Annotated in this window: 14 protein-coding genes; 8 read left to right on the forward strand and 6 right to left on the reverse strand. The window is 69.8% G+C overall.

Features of this window, described 5'->3' with window-relative positions:
- The first annotated feature begins 1 nt into the window (after position 1).
- Both CI785_RS09810 and CI785_RS09815 read left to right on the forward strand, forming a co-directional pair.
- Positions 2-1,492 carry a rhamnulokinase gene (locus CI785_RS09810; protein WP_105031893.1) on the forward strand — a complete coding sequence of 497 codons (1,491 nt, stop codon included), beginning with the start codon at positions 2-4 and terminating at the stop codon, positions 1,490-1,492.
- Positions 1,489-2,751, forward strand: coding sequence for an alpha-hydroxy acid oxidase (locus tag CI785_RS09815; RefSeq protein WP_105031894.1), 1,263 nt, complete (start codon positions 1,489-1,491; stop codon positions 2,749-2,751). The genes CI785_RS09810 and CI785_RS09815 overlap by 4 nt, the downstream gene beginning before the upstream one ends.
- A gap of 1 nt (position 2,752) precedes the next feature.
- On the opposite strand, the gene CI785_RS09820 is transcribed toward CI785_RS09815, so the two are convergent.
- Positions 2,753-3,250 (reverse strand): MarR family winged helix-turn-helix transcriptional regulator, encoded by a 498-nt coding sequence (locus CI785_RS09820; protein WP_105031895.1) that lies wholly within the window; start codon positions 3,248-3,250, stop codon positions 2,753-2,755.
- A 119-nt stretch (positions 3,251-3,369) separates the two neighbouring features.
- Here CI785_RS09820 and CI785_RS09825 point away from each other — a divergent pair, with 119 nt between their 5' ends.
- Together CI785_RS09825 and CI785_RS09830 are read left to right on the forward strand one after the other, a co-directional pair.
- Positions 3,370-3,774, forward strand: a complete 405-nt coding sequence (locus CI785_RS09825) for a RidA family protein (RefSeq protein WP_105031896.1) — start codon at positions 3,370-3,372, stop codon at positions 3,772-3,774.
- A gap of 57 nt (positions 3,775-3,831) precedes the next feature.
- Complete coding sequence (locus tag CI785_RS09830; RefSeq protein ID WP_105031897.1) at positions 3,832-4,473, forward strand: NAD(P)H-dependent oxidoreductase; 642 nt, start codon at positions 3,832-3,834, stop codon at positions 4,471-4,473.
- 104 nt (positions 4,474-4,577) lie between these two features.
- On the opposite strand, the gene CI785_RS09835 is transcribed toward CI785_RS09830, so the two are convergent.
- Positions 4,578-5,351 (reverse strand): SDR family NAD(P)-dependent oxidoreductase, encoded by a 774-nt coding sequence (locus CI785_RS09835; protein WP_105031898.1) that lies wholly within the window; start codon positions 5,349-5,351, stop codon positions 4,578-4,580.
- Positions 5,352-5,514: 163 nt separating this feature from the next.
- Here CI785_RS09835 and CI785_RS09840 point away from each other — a divergent pair, with 163 nt between their 5' ends.
- The 4 genes from CI785_RS09840 (at position 5,515) to CI785_RS09855 (ending at position 9,586) form a co-directional block, all read left to right on the forward strand.
- A complete protein-coding gene (locus tag CI785_RS09840) occupies positions 5,515-6,852 on the forward strand; it encodes an MFS transporter (RefSeq protein WP_105031899.1) in 1,338 nt (445 codons plus the stop codon).
- Between the two features lie 27 nt (positions 6,853-6,879).
- Positions 6,880-7,773, forward strand: coding sequence for a transketolase (locus CI785_RS09845; protein WP_105031900.1), 894 nt, complete (start codon positions 6,880-6,882; stop codon positions 7,771-7,773).
- A complete protein-coding gene (locus CI785_RS09850) occupies positions 7,770-8,804 on the forward strand; it encodes a transketolase family protein (RefSeq protein WP_105031901.1) in 1,035 nt (344 codons plus the stop codon). Before CI785_RS09845 ends, CI785_RS09850 begins: the two co-directional genes overlap by 4 nt.
- Before the next feature lie 110 nt (positions 8,805-8,914).
- Complete coding sequence (locus tag CI785_RS09855; RefSeq protein ID WP_105031902.1) at positions 8,915-9,586, forward strand: GntR family transcriptional regulator; 672 nt, start codon at positions 8,915-8,917, stop codon at positions 9,584-9,586.
- Between the two features lie 338 nt (positions 9,587-9,924).
- Here CI785_RS09855 and atzF read toward each other — a convergent pair whose 3' ends face one another.
- From atzF to CI785_RS09875, 4 genes are read right to left on the reverse strand one after another with little or no spacing between them, the layout of a single operon-like run.
- Complete coding sequence (atzF, locus tag CI785_RS09860) at positions 9,925-11,772, reverse strand: allophanate hydrolase (RefSeq protein WP_105031903.1); 1,848 nt, start codon at positions 11,770-11,772, stop codon at positions 9,925-9,927.
- Positions 11,769-15,473, reverse strand: coding sequence for an urea carboxylase (gene uca, locus CI785_RS09865; RefSeq protein WP_105031904.1), 3,705 nt, complete (start codon positions 15,471-15,473; stop codon positions 11,769-11,771). Before uca ends, atzF begins: the two co-directional genes overlap by 4 nt.
- Positions 15,470-16,135 carry an urea amidolyase associated protein UAAP2 gene (locus CI785_RS09870; RefSeq protein WP_105031905.1) on the reverse strand — a complete coding sequence of 222 codons (666 nt, stop codon included), beginning with the start codon at positions 16,133-16,135 and terminating at the stop codon, positions 15,470-15,472. The genes uca and CI785_RS09870 overlap by 4 nt, the downstream gene beginning before the upstream one ends.
- Entirely contained in the window at positions 16,132-17,007 is an 876-nt protein-coding gene (locus CI785_RS09875) for an urea amidolyase associated protein UAAP1 (RefSeq protein ID WP_105031906.1), read from the reverse strand. The genes CI785_RS09870 and CI785_RS09875 overlap by 4 nt, the downstream gene beginning before the upstream one ends.
- Positions 17,008-17,044: the final 37 nt, after the last annotated feature.

Genomic DNA, 17,044 nt, shown 5'->3' on the forward strand with positions numbered 1-17,044 from the left:
CATGGCCGGTGGCTCGACCGCGGGTGGTCCGGCGGTGTTCGCGGCCGTCGACATCGGGGCGTCCTCCGGGCGCGTGATCCTCGGGAGGCTCACCGACGCCGGCCCGGAGCTGACGACCGTGCACCGCTTCCCCAACGGGGTGCAGTTCCTCGGCGGCGCCCTGCGCTGGGACGTCGAGGCCCTGTTCGCCGGGGTGCTGGCCGGTCTCCGCCTGGCAGGCGAGGCCGCGGCCCGAACGGGTGAGACGATCGCGAGCATCGGGATCGACACCTGGGCGGTGGACTACGGGCTGGTCGATGACGCCGGCACGCTCCGCCACCTGCCGTTCAGCTACCGGGACGGGCGCACCGAGGCGGTGATCGACGACGTGCATCGGGCCGTACCCCGGGAGCGGCTCTACGCGCGGACGGGGCTGCAGTTCCTGCCCTTCAACACCGTCTACCAGCTGGCTGCGGAGCGCTCGCTGGACGGCGTGCAGGCGCTGCTCATCCCCGACCTGCTCGCCTACCGGCTCACCGGCGAGCGCCGCACGGAGGCCACGAACGCCTCCACCACGGGACTGCTCGACGCCGCCACCGGCACCTGGGCGGTCGATCTCTTCGGTCCGCTCGGCCTGTCCCCCGAGCTGTTCCCGCCGCTCGTCGAGCCGGGCGCCGTCGTCGGGCGGCTGCTGCCCGGGATCGCGCGGGCCACGGGCCTGGCGGAGGCGACGGCGGTCGTGGCCGTGGGCTCGCACGACACCGCGTCGGCCGTCGCGGCGGTCCCCGCGACGTCGGCCTCCTTCGCCTACATCTCCTCGGGGACGTGGTCGCTCGTCGGCGTCGAGCTCGACGCGCCCATCCTCACCGAGGAGAGCCGCGCCGCGAACTTCACCAACGAGCGCGGCGTGGACGGGACCATCAGGTACCTCCGCAACACCGGCGGCCTCTGGCTGCTGCAGGAATGCCTGCGGCAGTGGAGCATCGAGGGGCCGGAGCCGGACCTCGCCGCCCTGCTGGCGGCCGCCGCGGCCCTGCCGGCGGGCGGACCCACCATCAACCCGGACGACCCCTCGTTCATCCCCCCGGACAGCATGCCCGCGCGCATCGTGTCCGCCGTCGCCCGCACGGGGCTCGCCCTGTCCACCGAGCGGGCCGCGATCGTCCGCTGTATCCTCGACAGTCTCGCCCACGGGTACGCACGGACCATCGCCGACGCCGAGAGGCTCACGGGGACGACCGCCGAGGTCATCCACATCGTCGGGGGCGGTTCGCAGAACGCACTGCTCTGCCAGCTGACGGCTGACGCCGCCGGCCGGCGGGTCCTGGCGGGTCCGGTCGAAGCCACGGCACTCGGCAACATCCTCATCCAGGCGAGGTGGGGCGGCCGGCTCGACGGCGGCCTCCGGGAGCTCCGGCAGCTCGTCGTCGCGGGCGTCACGCCCGTGCCCTACGAACCGAGCCGTCCCTCCAGCCTCAGCACAGTTCCAGCAGTCGAAAGGATCATCCAGTGACCAAGCGCCAACTCCCCGTGCCCGCGGAGATGCTCGAGCTGATGCAGTTCAAGAAGATCGAACTCAACGGGAAGAAGCGGCGCCTCGACTCGGCGCTCACGATCGCGGACCTGCGCACGATCGCCAAGCGCCGCACCCCCAAGGCCGCCTTCGACTACACCGACGGCGCCGCCGAGGGCGAGCTGTCGCTGAGCCGTGCGCGGCAGGCGTTCGAGGACATCGAGTTCCACCCGTCGATCCTCCGTCCCGCCGAGCACGTCGACACCTCGGTCGAGATCCTCGGCGGACCGAGTGCCCTGCCCTTCGGCATCGCCCCCACAGGCTTCACCCGGCTCATGCAGACCGAGGGCGAGACCGCCGGTGCAGGGGCTGCTGCCGCCGCCGGGATCCCCTTCACCCTCTCGACCCTCGGCACGACCTCGATCGAGGGCGTGAAGACGGCCAACCCCCACGGGCGCAACTGGTTCCAGCTGTACGTCATGCGGCAGCGCGAGATCTCCTACGAGCTCGTCCGCCGGGCGGGCGAGGCCGGCTTCGACACGCTCATGTTCACGGTCGACACGCCCGTGGCCGGCGCCCGCCTGAGGGACAAGCGCAACGGATTCTCCATCCCGCCGCAGCTGTCCATCGGCACCGTCCTCAACGCGGTGCCGCGGCCCTGGTGGTGGATCGACTTCCTGACCACCCCGAAGCTGGAGTTCGCGTCCCTGACCGACACCGGCGGGACGGTGGGAGACCTGCTGAACGCCGCGATGGATCCCACGATCAGCTACGACGACCTCGCCATCATCCGCGATCTGTGGCCCGGGAAAATCGTCATCAAGGGCGTGCAGAACGTCGAGGACTCCGTCCGCCTCGTCGGGATGGGCGTGGACGGGATCATCCTGTCCAACCACGGCGGCCGCCAGCTCGACCGTGCCCCCATCCCGTTCCACCTGCTCCCGCAGGTGGTCCGTGAGGTCGGCAGCGACGCCACGATCATGGTCGATACCGGCATCATGAACGGAGCCGACATCGTCGCCTCCATGGCGCTCGGCGCGAAGTTCACCCTCATCGGCCGCGCCTACCTGTACGGGCTGATGGCCGGCGGCCGCGAGGGTGTGGACCGGGCCATCGCCATCCTGCGGGACGAGATCGAGCGCACCATGCGCCTGCTCGGCGTCTCCTCCATCGGCGAACTCGAACCCCGGCACGTCACCCAGCTCACGCGTCTGGCACCCGTGGCCACCACGCAGAGCGAGCTCCCTCGACTCGTCTGAACTACGCCAGGTCCTCAGGTCGCGTGCGCAGCTTCCTCGCGATCACTGCGAGGGCCCGTTGATCGTCCTCGTCCAGGGGATCCAGCACATACTGGCGTACGGAGCGCACATGCGCCGGCGCGGCGGCGACGACGACGTCGAACCCGGCGGTGGTGAGCGCCACGAGGGTGTACCGCCCGTCCGACGGGTCGGGGGAACGCTTCACCCAGCCTCGTTGTTCGAAGCGCTTGACCACGTTGGACAGGCGGGAGAGCGATCCATTGGCGAGATAGGCGAGCTCGCTCATCCTGATCTCGTGATCCGGCGTCTCGGAGATATGGCTGAGGGTCAGGTAGTCGAAAAGGCTCAGACCCGCCTCCTGCTGCAGCGGTGACTCCAAGCGCCCCGGCATCAGGAGCATCAGGGAGGCCAGGCCGGTCCAGGCTTCCTTCTCGTCGGGTGACAGCCAGGCAACAGGGCCCGGCGCAGCCTCAGGAGGCGGTCCGGTAGGAGAGGGCATCAGGCCATCCTAGCCGGGCACTGATGACTTCAACGCTGAAGTAAGTCTGCTAGGCTGACTTCACGCTTGAACCACGAGCCTCCCCGAGGCCGTGAGCCATCGCCCGAGGAGGACGCGCCGTGCCCGTTTCGCTGATCGATCCCGACAACCACCACTCCGTTCCGCTGTATCACCACGTCGCCGTCGCGACGGGCAGCAGGCAGGTCCATATCGCAGGGCAGGTGGCCTGGGACCACGAGGGGCGCCTCGTCGCGCCCGGAGACCTCACCGGGCAGGTGGTGCAGGTCTACCGCAATGTGGCGAAAGCCCTCGCCGCCGCGGGGGCGACGTTCGACGACGTCGTCCGCTTCACCTGGTACGCCGCCGGCTGGAAGAGGGAGATGTACGACGCCTTCAACGCCGGGGTCGAACTCGCCCGGCAGGAGTTCGACATCCCCACGGCACCGGCAGCGCTGATCGGCGTGGAGATCCTCTTCGAGCCCGGCATCCTGGTCGAGGCCGAAGTCACTGCCGTCGTCGCGTGAAGCGCGGCGGGACGGCATGGCCGTAACCGACATGAACCCAGCGATGGAAAGGCCTTCATGACGACCCTCATCGTCACAGCGCACCCCGACCCGGACTCCCTCACGCATCACGTCGCCCGCCACCTCCATGAATCACTCGGGGAGGAGGAGTCAGCGGTCGCGCACCTCGCCCAGGAGGGATTCGACCCCCGCTTCACCCTCGAGGACCGGCAGCTGTATCGCGGCACGGGGCACCCCGACTCCTCCATCACGCTCGAGCAGCAGCGGATCGATGCGGTGACCGACCTCGTCCTGGTCTTCCCGGTGTACTGGTGGTCCATGCCGGCCCTGCTGAAGGGATGGATCGACCGGGTCTTCATCGCGGGATGGGCCTTCGACGACATGGACGGTCGCATCCGCCCCAGGCTCCAGCACCTCACCACGCACCTGCTCCCCATCTCGGGGACGAGCGAGGAATCCTTCGCCAGGCATGGCTACAGGACCTCGTTCACCACACAGATCGAACACGGCATCATCGGGTTCTGCGGGATGCGGCAGGGCGTCACCGCCTTTCTCCACGACTCGGAGACGACGGACGCGGAAGCGACGCAACAGGCCGTCCTCGCTGCGACCCGTCGGATAACTGATGCCATCTCGGACAGCCCGCAGGAACAGGTGGGCCGGCTCGCACAGCACGGTGCAGGCTCGCACCGAGGCTGAGCCGAGCGCCGGGGGTGGCGGACGTGGACATCCCGTCGAACAGGGCGCTCAGCCCTGAGGATACGACCGATCCCGCTGCGAGCGCCGGCCATGCAGTCCCGGCGTCAGTGCAGGTGGCTCCCCCCGTTGATGTCGACGGTCGATCCGGTGAGGTACGCGGCGTCGTCGGATGAGAGGAAGGTGATCACCGCGGCTACTTCCTCCGTTGTCGCGGTGCGTCCGAGGGGGATGTCCCGGGCCAGTGCGGCCTCCTGCTCGTCCGTGCTGCCCACCCGGATGTTCGTGTCCACGGCTCCCGGCGTGACCGCATTGACGGTTACTCCGCTGTCGCCGAGTTCGCGCGCGAGGGCTTTCGTGAAGCCCAGGATGGCGGCCTTCGCGGCCGAGTAGGGAACCTTCCCGAAGACGCCGCCTCCTCGCTGCGCGGAGACGGACGACATGTTGACGATCCGCCCCCACCTGTTCTCCAGCATCGCCGGCAGGAAGGCCTTGGTGACGAGGTAGGTGCCGGTCGCATTGACGGCCATGACCTTGTTCCACAGATCCAGCGTCGTCTCGAGGAACGGGACGGGCGAGGTGATTCCGGCGATGTTGGCGAGGGCACCCACAGGAGGCAGGCCCCCTGCGGACACCTGCTCGGCCACCGCCCGCTCGGCACGGACCACGGATTCCTCGTCGGCGACATCGACCACGTGCCCGAAGGCAGGCACGCCGTACTCGCTGCCGATCACCGCTGCCGTCGCGGCGGACTTCTCCTGATCGAGGTCGAGGATGACGACCGCCCAGCCCTGGGCGGCATAGCGGCGGGCCGTCGTGACACCGATGCCCTTCTCGGACGTGGCTCCCGTGATGACGGCGGTGCGCTGTGTACCAGTCATGATGCTCCTTCGAATCTGTGAGAGTGCGAAACCGACCCGGGGCCGATGACTTCCATCAACATATTGTTGACTGTTGACAGTGCGATGTGCACTAGATCACACTAGCTGCATCACCTTGTTGACTGTCAACAGTGAATCCCATCCAGAGCGAACGAGGAGTCCCATGAGCAATGAAGCTCTCCAGATGCGAGGCCACGTCCATGGGACGAAGGACGCCCGCAAGGTAGCTGTCGGGTCGGGCGTCGGTGCGGTGATCGAGACCTACGACTTCATCGGTTTCGGTACTGCTGCCGCCCTGTACTTCGGACCGGCGTTCTTCCCGGGTGCCGACCCGGTCACTGCGACCCTGGCGTCGTTCGCGACCCTGGGTGTCGGCTTCGCGGCTCGCCCATTGGGCGGCATCATCGGCGGTCACCTCGGGGACAAGGTGGGTCGGAAGCCCGTGCTCGTCGCCTCGCTGATCATCATGGGGCTGGCGACCTTCGCCATCGGGCTCCTGCCCACCTACGCGACCGTGGGCATCCTCGCCCCCATCCTCCTGGTGATCGTCCGCATCATCCAGGGGCTGGCGTTCGGTGCCGAGTGGGGAGGCGCGATCCTGATGAGCTACGAGCACGCGCCGTGGAAGTCGAAGGGGAAGTACACGGGGATCGTGCAGGCCGGCTTCCCCGTGGGGCTCCTGCTCGCGAACCTGGTCTTCCTGGCCAGCGCCAACCTGATCGGCGACTGGGCCTGGCGTATACCTTTCCTGGCGAGCATCGTACTCGTCGCCGTCGGCCTCATCATCCGCTCCAAGGTCCCCGAGTCCCCGGTCTTCGAGGACGTGAAGGACCACGGCGAGATCGTCAAGAACCCGATCGTGCAGGTCATCCGCCAGGACTGGCGCAGCATCGTCCGCGGCATCTGCCTCCGCGTCGCCGAAACAGCCGGCTACGCCGTCGCCGTGACGTACATGATCTCCTACCTCAACACCACCGAGCTGGCGACCCGGACCGAGACCCTGACCTCCCTCTGTGTCGCGTCGTTCATCGGCATCTTCGCCACGATGGCGTGGGCACGACTCACCGACCGTGTCGGCCGACGCCCCGTCTACATCTGGTCCTGCGCCTTCGGGGTCCTGTTCGGCATCCCCATGTTCCTGCTCGCCAACACAGGCCTGTTCATCTGCGTGATGATCACCATCGTCATCTCCTACGCCGTCTGCCAGAACTCGCTCGCCGGAGCGCAGGGCGCCTGGTTCCCCGAGCTCTTCCAGGCCAAGACCCGGGCATCGGGCGCCTCCCTGTCCTACCAGATCTCGGCCATGGTCTCGGGATTCACCCCCTTCATCACCACCCTGCTGTACATCCAGCTCGGCTGGCTCGGCCCGGCCCTGCTGTTCTCCACCTACGCGCTCATCGGTCTCATAGCGGCACTCATGACCCGTGAGACCTGGGGCCCGAAGGAACGTCGCCTGGCCGCCGAGGCCGCCCAGGCCGCTCCCCTGCCGCAGCACGCCTGAACCGACCCTCTCGAGAAGGAGTCAGCCATGACCCTTGCACCAGTAACAGCAACACCGCCGTCTGCCGAGTTCGCCGCCCGCGTGGCGGAGGTCGAGGAATCCGCCTACCGCGCCCGCCACTATGCCCTGAACATGGGCGAGGTACAGGGCCAGGGATACGTGGGGCAGGCTCTCGGATCCGCGGACATGTTCGCGGCGGTCTACCGCGACCAGCTGCGCTACCGCCCGGAGGACCCCCACTGGGCCGAACGGGACCGCTTCCTGCTCTCCACCGGCCACTACGCCATCGGCCACTACGCCGCGCTGGCCGAAGCCGGGATCGTGCCTGTCGACGAACTCGACTCCTACGGCTCGGACGACTCCCGACTCCCGATGTCGGGGATGGCGTCCTACACGCCGGGCATGGAGATCTCCGGCGGCTCCCTCGGACACGGACTGACGGTCGCCGTCGGGATGGCCCTGGGGTTGCGGCTGCAGCACTCACCGGCCCGCATCTTCAACTTCCTGTCCGACGGCGAACTCGACGAGGGATCCACCTGGGAAGCAGCGATGGGAGCGCATCACCACCGACTGGGCAATCTCACCGCGCTGGTGGACATGAACGCCCTCCAGGCCGATGGCGCCACCAGGACGGTTCTCGGCATCGAACCGGCCGAAGAGAAGTGGGCGTCCTTCGGCTGGTACACACAGCGGGTGGACGGCAACAGCGCGCAGGCCCTCCTGACCGCACTGGACACCATCGCCGACCGCGCAGGCGCCACGGCTCAACCATCGGTCATCCTGTGCGACACGAAGGTCGGCAAGGGCGTACCCCTGCTCGAGCAGAGGGAGAAAGCGCACTTCATGCGCATCGAGGAACACGAATGGCAGATCTGCCGCGAGCAGCTGACCGCAGGACACGAAGGAAAGGCTTCAGCATGAGTACCACCAGCGAGGCTCCCGACACCACTACAGCCACGAAACCGAAGCTGAAGACCTCCGCGATGATCGCGTCCTTCGCCGATCCCGGGCAGAGGACCGCGCCGGCCCCCTTCGGCCATGCCCTGGTGGCAGCAGCCGAGGCCGACCCGCGCATCGTCGGCCTGACGGCGGACCTCGGCAAGTACACCGACATGCACGTCTTCGCGAAGGCGTTTCCTGACCGGTTCTTCCAGATGGGCATGGCCGAGCAACTGCTCATCGGAGCGGCCGCCGGGATGGCCGAGACAGGGATGATCCCGTTCGCCTCGACCTACGCGGTCTTCGCCGCCCGCCGCGCCTACGACTTCCTGTGCCTGGACATCGCGGAGCCGAACCTGAATGTGAACGTCGTCGGAGGGCTGCCCGGCCTGACCACCGGGTACGGGCCGAGCCACCAGGCCACCGAGGACATGGCGATCTTCCGCGGCATGCCCAACCTCACCATCATCGACCCGTGCGACTCGGTGGACATCGAGCAGGCCGTACCCCAGCTCGCGGCATCACCCGGACCCAGCTACCTGCGGCTGCTGAGGGGCAACGTGCCGACAGTCCTGGATGAGTACGACTACACGTTCGAACTCGGCAAGGCCAAGCAGCTGCGTCCGGGCACGGACGTCCTGTTCATCTCGAGCGGACTGATGACCATGAGAGCCCTGCAGGCAGCGGAGCAGCTGGCCGCCCATCACGTCGACGTCGCCGTCGTCCACTCGCCCACGATCAAGCCCTTCGACACGACGACGATCCTCGATGAACTCCAGCAGGACCGGCTGGTTGTCACCCTCGAGAACCATACGGAGGTCGGGGGATTGTTCGAAGCCGTGGCCGGAGTCGCAGTCCGGGCCGGCAGCGGGCGGCGCATCGTTCCTGTCGCACTCCCCGACCGCTTCCTCGACGCAGGCGCGCTGCCGACCCTGCACGAGAGGTACGGGCTGTCCACGAACCGGATCGTGCAGAGGGTCCTGGCCGAGCTGTCCCGAGACGGCGCCCCCTGATCATGGAGCGGTTCTGGGAACAGAACCGGACAACCTTCCGTAAGATCGATTCTGTCGACAATCTACTGTCGACAGAGGCGGTGGAAGGCATGACTCACAAGGGAGCACCGATGTCACTTCTCGGGGGGCTGGAGAAGACCAACCTGCGCCAGCAGGCGCTGGCGGCGCTCCGGCGTGCCATCACGACTGGAGAACTCGCTCCCGGGACGCACCTCGTGGAGACCGATCTGTCGGAGCGCCTGCAGATCAGCCGTGGCACCCTCCGTGAAGCGATGCGGCAGCTACAGCAGGAGGGTCTGATCTCCTCGGGAGCCAGGGGTCGGCTCGCGGTGCGCCACCTCGACACCGCTGACGTCCGGGACATCTTCGAAGTGCGGTCCGCCCTCGAGTCACTCGCCGCCCGCACACTGGCCGACCGGGCCGACCGGGAGGAAGCTGTGAGGGAACTCGAGCGACACATCCGGCAGATGGAAGAGGCGAGCGACGGTTCGCTCGAGGAGCGCATCCAGGCGGACCTGGACTTCCATCACGCCCTGTGCACACTGACGGGGAACAGGACGCTGGTCCACTCATGGAAGTCGCTCGAGGGGTCCATCCGGATGAGCATCATGTATGCAGGCGTCGATCAGGCGATCAGCAACATGAGCGCGCACCGGCACGCGGGCATCGTGCAAGCCATCACGACCGGTGACCCCCTGACCGCCGTACACGCGGTCGAGGAACACATGACCGACACCATCCGCACACTCGTCGGAAGCGATCTCGAGCAGCACCCGGCGTGATGTCGTCCGTGTGAGTCGGCATCACGACAGCCGGCGGCGTCCTCGCGAACCGACCTTCCAGGGGCTGCCTGTCCGACGCGAGCTACTTCAGCTCGGGGCCCACAGCGGGCGGTGCGGCGAGTGCCGCGTCCCCGGGCAGTAGCCACGAGTATCGCCACTCCGCGCTCGCACCCGCCTGCCCCGACGCGGTCGTCCCCGTCGTCCGTCCAGCATGGAAGATCCTGTGCCACCATCCGGGTGCCGTCCCGCGCTGGTCCACGTCCCTCCCGGATGCGGTGCTGCCCGGACGGGGTGCGTCACCCCTCGTCCGTCCGGGGAACGGTGAAGAGGCAGGGTGGCTATCCACGGCCCGCCCCTGTGGAGTGACCGCGGGAGAGCGCCGTCAGCAGGAACGTGCGGAGGGCGCCGTACTGCTGCTGATCCTCGCCCGCGTGCCCTGCGGTCCCTCCGGCCGGGGCCGCCAGGGCGGCGAGCCAGTCCCCGTGCTGCGTGATGTCCTGGCCAGTGGCCGCGGCCACCGCGTCGCAGGCGAAGCCGACGGCGGTGGTCCCGTCGGTGAGGCGTACGGACCCCAGCAGCATGGGTTCGGGCAGCATCGCCAGGAACCGCCCGAGTGCTGCTTCGGAGAGGATCCACCGTTCGCCGACGAGCTCCGCACCGTCGTCGGAGCGGTAGACACCGGGCTTCGGTGGATGCGTGTCCAGAGCCACCATGCGGTACCGGGCGGCCGTGCGGACGGGGCCGTCCCAGAAAGCGCCCAGGTCCTCGAGTTGCGGGGCGAGTACCTGGCCCCGACGATGCGCTCCGACCACGACGAGCGGGACGCCGGCTGCTCCCGCTGCCAACGGCCACGGCCCGGCGGTATCCATCGGGCCGACGGCCCCGTCCGAGAACAGGGCAGGAGGAGCAGGAATGCGCTCGATGCGGCGGGCGATGTCGGCGACGACGGCGTCGTCGAACGTGCGCCCGACCAGCGTCACGCCGAACTGGGCCCGGTCCACCTCCCCTGCCGGCACCGCGACCGCGCACATGTCGAAGAGGTTGCAGAAGTTCGTGTACGTCCCCATCCGCGAGTTCACGCCCACCGGGTCCGCCGCGACCTCGGAGAGGAGGGGATGTACCGGTGCGGTGGGCACCAGGAGGGCGTCGAAGCCCTCCAGCTGCACGAGTGCCGCCCGTTTGAGCTCGGCCAGGCGCGCAGTGTCGGTGACGTACCGATGCGCGGGCAGCGTGCCTGCACGGCCGATGATGCCGGCGACGGTGGGATCGAGTCCGGCGGGGCCGTCCCCGACGGCGTTCTCCACGAACTCCCCCACGGCGGCATGGCGCTCCGCCACGAGCGCTCCGTCGTAGAGGAGCCGGGCCGCCTCGAGGAAGACATCGATCGGCACCGGTTCCACATCGACGCCGGATGCCGCGAGCCGGGCGACCTGCCGGCCGAACTCGGCAGCCCAGCCGGGCGACAGCTCCGGCAGGTCGGCCGGATAGGCGACGCGCGGTCGGGACGGTGCTGCGAGGCGTACATCGGCCGGCCACGCTCGTGCTCCCCCGGCCATGACACCCATCGCCCGCTCCGCCGTCGACAGGTCGCGTGCCAGGATGGTGACGGCGTCCCAGGAACGGCAGGCCGGCACGACGCCGTCCGTCGGGACCACGTGCAGCGTCGGCTTGATGCCCACGATGCCCTGCAGGCCGGCGGGGATGCGCCCCGATCCGGCGGTGTCGGTGCCGATCGCGATGTCGGCCAGACCCAGGGCGACGGCGACGGCCGATCCGGAGCTCGACCCGCCCGAGATGTACTCGGGACGGCGTGAGTCCCGGACCGCGCCGTAGGGGCTGCGCGTACCTACCAGGCCGGTGGCGAACTGGTCGAGATTGGTGGAGCCCAGCACCACGGCTCCTGCTGCCCGCAGGCGGCGCACCGCCTCCGCGTCCCTGCCGGGGAGGAAGGAGAAGCCCGGGCAAGCCGCCGTGGTAGAGGTTCCTGCCACGTCCACGTTGTTCTTCACGGCGAGCAGCAGGCCCGCCAGGGGGAGCTCCTCGCCGTCCCCGACCCGGGCATCGACGTCCGCCGCATCGGCGAGGAGGTCATCCGCCGCCCGCAGGGTCACCCAGATCTCGGGACGGTCCACTGCTGCGATGGCCGCGAGGGCGGTTCGCACGCGACCGGTTGCCGGGGCGCTCATGCTGCGACCTCTTCCGTCTGTCGCGATCCGGAATCCTGCCCCGGTTCGGGCGATGCGCCCAACACCACGAGCGCCTCGCCGGCGACGACCTGCGACCCGGCGAGGGGAAGGACCTGCAGCACGGTGCCGTCGCAGGGAGCGGTGAGGACGGTCTCCATCTTCATGGCTTCGAGCGAGATGAGGGCCTGGCCCTTCAGCACGGTGTCCCCCACTGCCACGTCCACCTTCCAGACGCTGGCGGCGAAGGGCGCCGGAACCAGGGAGGCACCGTCCGGCACCACCAGGTCCTCCGACGCGGGGACGACGGCAGCAGCCGCATCCGCGCGGTCGAACTCACCGGCGTCGGCCCACGCCTGCCGCTCGATGGAGAAGGCCGCGGACTGCCTGACGCGGAACTCCGCGATGGACGCGCTGTTGTCGGCGAGGAAGCGCTCGTGCTCGGCGAGCGAGAACGTCCCCTCCTCGATCTCCACGCCGCGTCCCCGGCCTGCCGCGATGTCGGCCCGCAGGTCCATCAGCTCCTCCGGGCCGACCGGGTACCAGGAGATGCGGTCGAAGAACCGCAGCAGCCACGGTGACCCCGCCTGGAACGGCGCGGAATCGGCGTAGCGCGACCAGACCTGGGTGGTGCGGCCCACGAACTGGTATCCGCCCGGTCCCTCCATCCCGTAGATGCACATGTAGGCACCGCCGATGCCGACGGCGTTCTCCGGCGTCCAGGTGCGCGCGGGGTTGTACTTGGTGGTGACGAGGCGGTGCCGGGGATCGAGCGGCGTCGCGACGGGCGCTCCGAGATATACGTCGCCGAGACCGAGGACCAGGTACTCGGCGTCGAACACGGTGTCGAACACCTCGTCGACCGAGTCCAACCCGTTGATGCGCCGGATGAACTCGATGTTCCACGGGCACCATGGGGCATCGTCCCGCACACCCGCCATGTACCGTTCGATGGCCTCGCGGGTCGCCGGGTCGTCCCAGGACAGGGGCAGGCGCACCGACCGGCTGGGCACCACGAGCTCCGAGCTGGCCGGGAGGGCACCCTCGACGTCCTGCACCACCTGCAGCAGACGGCGGGTGGACAGGACGGAGGGGTCCACCTTGACCTGCAGGCTGCGGATCCCGGGAGTCAGGTCGACGACGCCGGGCAGCCGCATCTGCTCCACGGCCTGGTGCAGGGCGTGCACGCGGGCCCGGAGACCGAGGTCGAGCACCATGTCGCCGTACTCGACGAGGAGGTTGTCGTCGCCGGAGCGGCGGTAGGTCACGGCGGGCCTGCCCGGTTCCTCCCCCATGCGCGCCAGCACGCCGTCATCGCCGTCCCCCCGCCCGAGGAGCAGGCCGGCCGCAGATCCCTTACCTGTCGGGTCGGGGGCGTCCTGGATCAGCTGCCGACCGGGACCGAGATCACGGATGGACGGGGCCTGGACGGCCCGGATCGGGACGAAGCGCACGGTGTCGCCCGGGCGGAGCTGCCCGAGTTTCCAGCGGTCCGCCGTCACGACGGTCACCGGGCACACGAACCCGCCGAGGCTGGGACCGTCCGGTCCGAGGAGGATCGGGGTGTCCCCGGTGAAGTCCAGAGCGCCCACGGAGTAGGCGGTGTCGTGGATGTTGGACGGGTGCAGGCCTGCCTCGCCGCCGTCGTTCCGCGCCCAGCGGGGCTTGGGTCCGATGAGCCGCACGCCGGTCCGTGCGGAGTTGAAGTGCACCTCGTAGTCGGTGGCGAAGAGCTCGTCGATGTCCTCCCGCTGGAAGAACTCCGGCGCGCCGTGCGGGCCTTCGACCACCGTGAGCTCCCATCGCGTGGTCAGCGCGGGCCGGGCGTCGAGTGGCACCGGAGCAGCGGCTCCCGCGGGTGGAGCGGTCGGCACGGCCCTCAGGACGTCACCGGTCCGGAGGACGCGGCCGGCGTGCCCACCGAACTGTCCCAGCGTGAAGGTGGACGCGCTGCCGAGGTACAGCGGGATGTCGAGGCCGCCCTCGAACAGGATGTAGCCGCGCAGGCCGGGCCCTTCCGCGGTCCCGACGTCGAGCGTTCCTCCGGCGGGGACCGTGATCGGCTCCCACGCGGCGGCGTCCACCCCGTCCACCGTGAGGCGGACCTCCGCGCCGGTCACGCACAGGGTGGTCTCGTGCGAGAAGGTCAGGCTGGGCCCGGTCATCGTGAATTCGAGACCGGGGGCTCCTTCCTCGTTGCCGAGGGCTCGGTTGCCGAGCCGGAAGGAGAGGTCGTCCATCGGACCGCTCGGCGGGACCCCCACCTGCCACAGGCTGGTGCGGCCCGGCCAGTCCTGCACGCTGGTCTGGAGTCCGGGCCGCTCCACGGTGATGCGTGGCTCGGGATCTCCCACCGTGTCCAGCGTGCTGGTCGAGTGCCCTGCCGCGCGGACGACGTCGAGTGTGCTGACGGCGCGCAGCATGCCGAGGTTCGTCTCGATACCGTCGATCCGTGTGCCGGCGAGCGCGCCGGCCAGGCGGTCGAAGGCCTCGTCGCGGCTGCTGCCGGAGGTGATGATCTTGGCCAGGAGGGGATCGTAGTTGGTGGAGACCTCGCTGCCGGTCTCGGCCCAGGTGTCCACGCGGACGTGGTCCGCCTCGGGGTAGGCGGCGTTCGTGATCGTGCCGGCGCTCGGCTGGAAGCCGCGTGCCGGGTCCTCCGCGTAGACCCGCGCCTCCACGGCGTAGCCGGAGACGGGGACGCTGTCGGGGACGCCGGCGAGGACCGCTGCGGCATCGGGCCCGCCCTGGGCGAGGCGGAGCATCCACTCGACCAGGTCGACGCCGGTGATCGACTCGGTGACGGGGTGCTCGACCTGCAGGCGCGCGTTCACCTCCAGGAACGAGGCCTCCTGGCGCGCGGAGTCGTAGACGAATTCCACGGTCCCGGCCGAGCGGTAGCCCAGCGACGCGCACAGTGCCCGCGAACTCCGGTGCAGTTCCTCGCGGAGGGCGTCCGGCAGATCCGGTGCGGGCGCTTCCTCGAGCACCTTCTGGTGGCGGCGCTGCAGGGAGCAGTCGCGATCGCCGAGGCTGACCACGCGGCCCTCGCCGTCGCCGAACACCTGGACCTCGACGTGGCGGGCATTCTCCACGTAGCGCTCGGCGAAGACGCCGGCGGTGCCGAAGCTGGCTCCGGCGAGCCGGGCGACGCGCGGGAAGCTCTCGGCGAGCTCCTCCTCGGTGCGGCAGACGGTCATGCCGATGCCGCCTCCGCCGCCGGTCGCCTTGAGCATGAGCGGGTAGCCGATGGCCTGTCCGGCTGCGAGCGCATCGTCGACCCCGTCGAGCAGGCCCGAGCCCGCGATCATGGGGACGCCGGCGGCGGATGCGGCGTCACGGGCGGTGTGCTTGGTGCCGAAGGTGCGGAGCTGCCCGGGCGTGGGTCCCACGAACACGAGTCCGGCGGCTTCCACGGCCTCCGCGAAGTCCGCGTCCTCGGACAGGAAGCCGTAGCCGGGGTGGATGGCGCCGGCGCCGGTGGAGGCCGCGGCGGCCAGTAGCGCATCGACGCGGAGGTAGGACTCCTTGGCCGGTGCCGGGCCGAGGAGCACGGCCTCGTCGGCGAGCCGGACGTGCCGGGCGCCGCGGTCCGCCTCGGAGAACACGGCAACGGTGCGCAGGCCGAGCTTGCGGGCCGATTCGATGATGCGGCAGGCGATCTCGCCGCGGTTGGCCACCAGCAGGGTGTCGAAGCGGTTCATGCGGCAGTCTCCGGGCGTGTGACGATCATGCGGACGGGCGTGGGGTTGAAGCCGTTGCAGGGGTTGTTGACCTGCGGGCAGTTCGAGACGAGCACGAGGGTGTCCACCTCGGCCCGGAGGGCGACGCGCTTGCCGGGAGCGGAGAGGCCGTCGACGATCCCGAGGGCGCCGTCGGGATCGACGGGCACGTTCATGAACCAGTTGATGTTGGAGACGAGGTCCCGCTTGCCGAGTCCCCAGCGGGAGCCCTCGATGAGGAAGTTCTCCACGCAGGCGTGCTGTTCGCGCGTGTGCTGGCCGTACCGGAGGGTGTTGGACTCCTGCGAGCAGGCGCCGCCGATGGTGTCGTGCACGCCCACCTCGTCCGCGACCACCGTCATGAGGGCGAGGCCCGTGTCCGCGCGGAGCGCGGAGCCGGTGGTGAGGACGATGGAGCGCTGCTGGGCGATGGTGACCGGTGCGGAGTACCGGACGGTGGTGTCCGCGGCGGCGTAGAGGAGGCAGTCGACCGCCTGGTTGCCGTCGAGGTCCACCATGGTGAGGACGTCGCCCGCGGCGACGACGGCGGACCACGGCCCGCGTGCCTCGACGTACTCGTCGAGGACGACGGCACCGGGTACGAGGGCGATGCTGTCCGCCGGCTGCGAGAGGGTGGTGGTCATCGGGTGCTCCTTGCGGCGAGATCGTGCTCGGTGTTGTTCAGGGCCTGGAGGTGTTCGGGCGCCAGCGGCCCGATCAGGCGTCCCTCGGCCAGTGCGGCGAGGTCCCCGGGCGCCCGCCAGGCGGCGATGTCGACGGCGGTGCCCGTGAACTCGGTGCGCGGGTCGAGCGGGTGTGCCGTGTTGGCCAGCACGACGACGGTGTCCACCTGCAGCAGCAGATCGACGTGTGCTCCCGGGCCCGCGCTGCCGGTGAAGCGGATACCGCCGTCGGGGTCCACGTGGATGCCCTTGAAGAAGGTCAGCGACGGGGCGACGTCCCTCGGCCCGAGGCCGTTCTTCAGTGCCCCGAGGGTCAACAGTTCCCGTGCGGAAGGGGAGGCGCTGTGCGCAGTCCCGGCTCCGTACCGTGCCGTGTTCCCGGCCAGCGTGGTGGCGCCGGTCAGGGCGTCGTGGCTGCCCGAGGTGTCCGCGACGATCGTGGCGAGGACCCGCCCGGCGTCGGACAGGAGGGGGTGCCCGGTGCCGGGGTAGGCCTGCCACGGCACCTTGACGGTGTCGGCGGCGTTGAAGCGCTCGTGCGGCGCCCCGGCACGATAGAGGAGGGTGTGCACGCAGGCATCGCCGGTGTCCGTGAGGCGGAGGCGCGTGCCACGGGCCAGCTGCAGGGTCGTGTAGCGGCCGAAGGCCAGCGTCTCCGACCAGACCAGGCGGTCGGCGGCGCCGTCGGGCAGGGTGCCCGTGAGCGAGGAGGGTGCGGAGGACACCGGGATGTGGCGCATGGTGTCCGCCGTCCGGGTGTGCTGGGCCCGCGCGTGGGTGCGGGCTCCGGCCGTGGTGGCCGTACCCGTCGGGGCCTGGGTGGTCTGTGTCATGGCGATCCTGTCGGTTCTGTCGGTTCTGTCGGCGGCA

The organism is Arthrobacter ruber, from assembly GCF_002954225.1.
GTDB classification, from domain to species: domain Bacteria; phylum Actinomycetota; class Actinomycetes; order Actinomycetales; family Micrococcaceae; genus Arthrobacter_D; species Arthrobacter_D ruber.

Coding starts and splice junctions, on each gene's coding strand:
- CI785_RS09835 (WP_105031898.1), bottom strand. CDS start 5,351: ATGACTGGTACACAGCGCACCGCCGTCATCACGGGAGCCACGTCCGAG.
- CI785_RS09870 (WP_105031905.1), bottom strand. CDS start 16,135: ATGACCACCACCCTCTCGCAGCCGGCGGACAGCATCGCCCTCGTACCC.
- CI785_RS09875 (WP_105031906.1), bottom strand. CDS start 17,007: ATGACACAGACCACCCAGGCCCCGACGGGTACGGCCACCACGGCCGGA.
- CI785_RS09820 (WP_105031895.1), bottom strand. CDS start 3,250: ATGCCCTCTCCTACCGGACCGCCTCCTGAGGCTGCGCCGGGCCCTGTT.
- CI785_RS09855 (WP_105031902.1), top strand. CDS start 8,915: ATGTCACTTCTCGGGGGGCTGGAGAAGACCAACCTGCGCCAGCAGGCG.
- CI785_RS09850 (WP_105031901.1), top strand. CDS start 7,770: ATGAGTACCACCAGCGAGGCTCCCGACACCACTACAGCCACGAAACCG.
- uca (WP_105031904.1), bottom strand. CDS start 15,473: ATGAACCGCTTCGACACCCTGCTGGTGGCCAACCGCGGCGAGATCGCC.
- atzF (WP_105031903.1), bottom strand. CDS start 11,772: ATGAGCGCCCCGGCAACCGGTCGCGTGCGAACCGCCCTCGCGGCCATC.
- CI785_RS09810 (WP_105031893.1), top strand. CDS start 2: ATGGCCGGTGGCTCGACCGCGGGTGGTCCGGCGGTGTTCGCGGCCGTC.
- CI785_RS09840 (WP_105031899.1), top strand. CDS start 5,515: ATGAGCAATGAAGCTCTCCAGATGCGAGGCCACGTCCATGGGACGAAG.
- CI785_RS09830 (WP_105031897.1), top strand. CDS start 3,832: ATGACGACCCTCATCGTCACAGCGCACCCCGACCCGGACTCCCTCACG.
- CI785_RS09845 (WP_105031900.1), top strand. CDS start 6,880: ATGACCCTTGCACCAGTAACAGCAACACCGCCGTCTGCCGAGTTCGCC.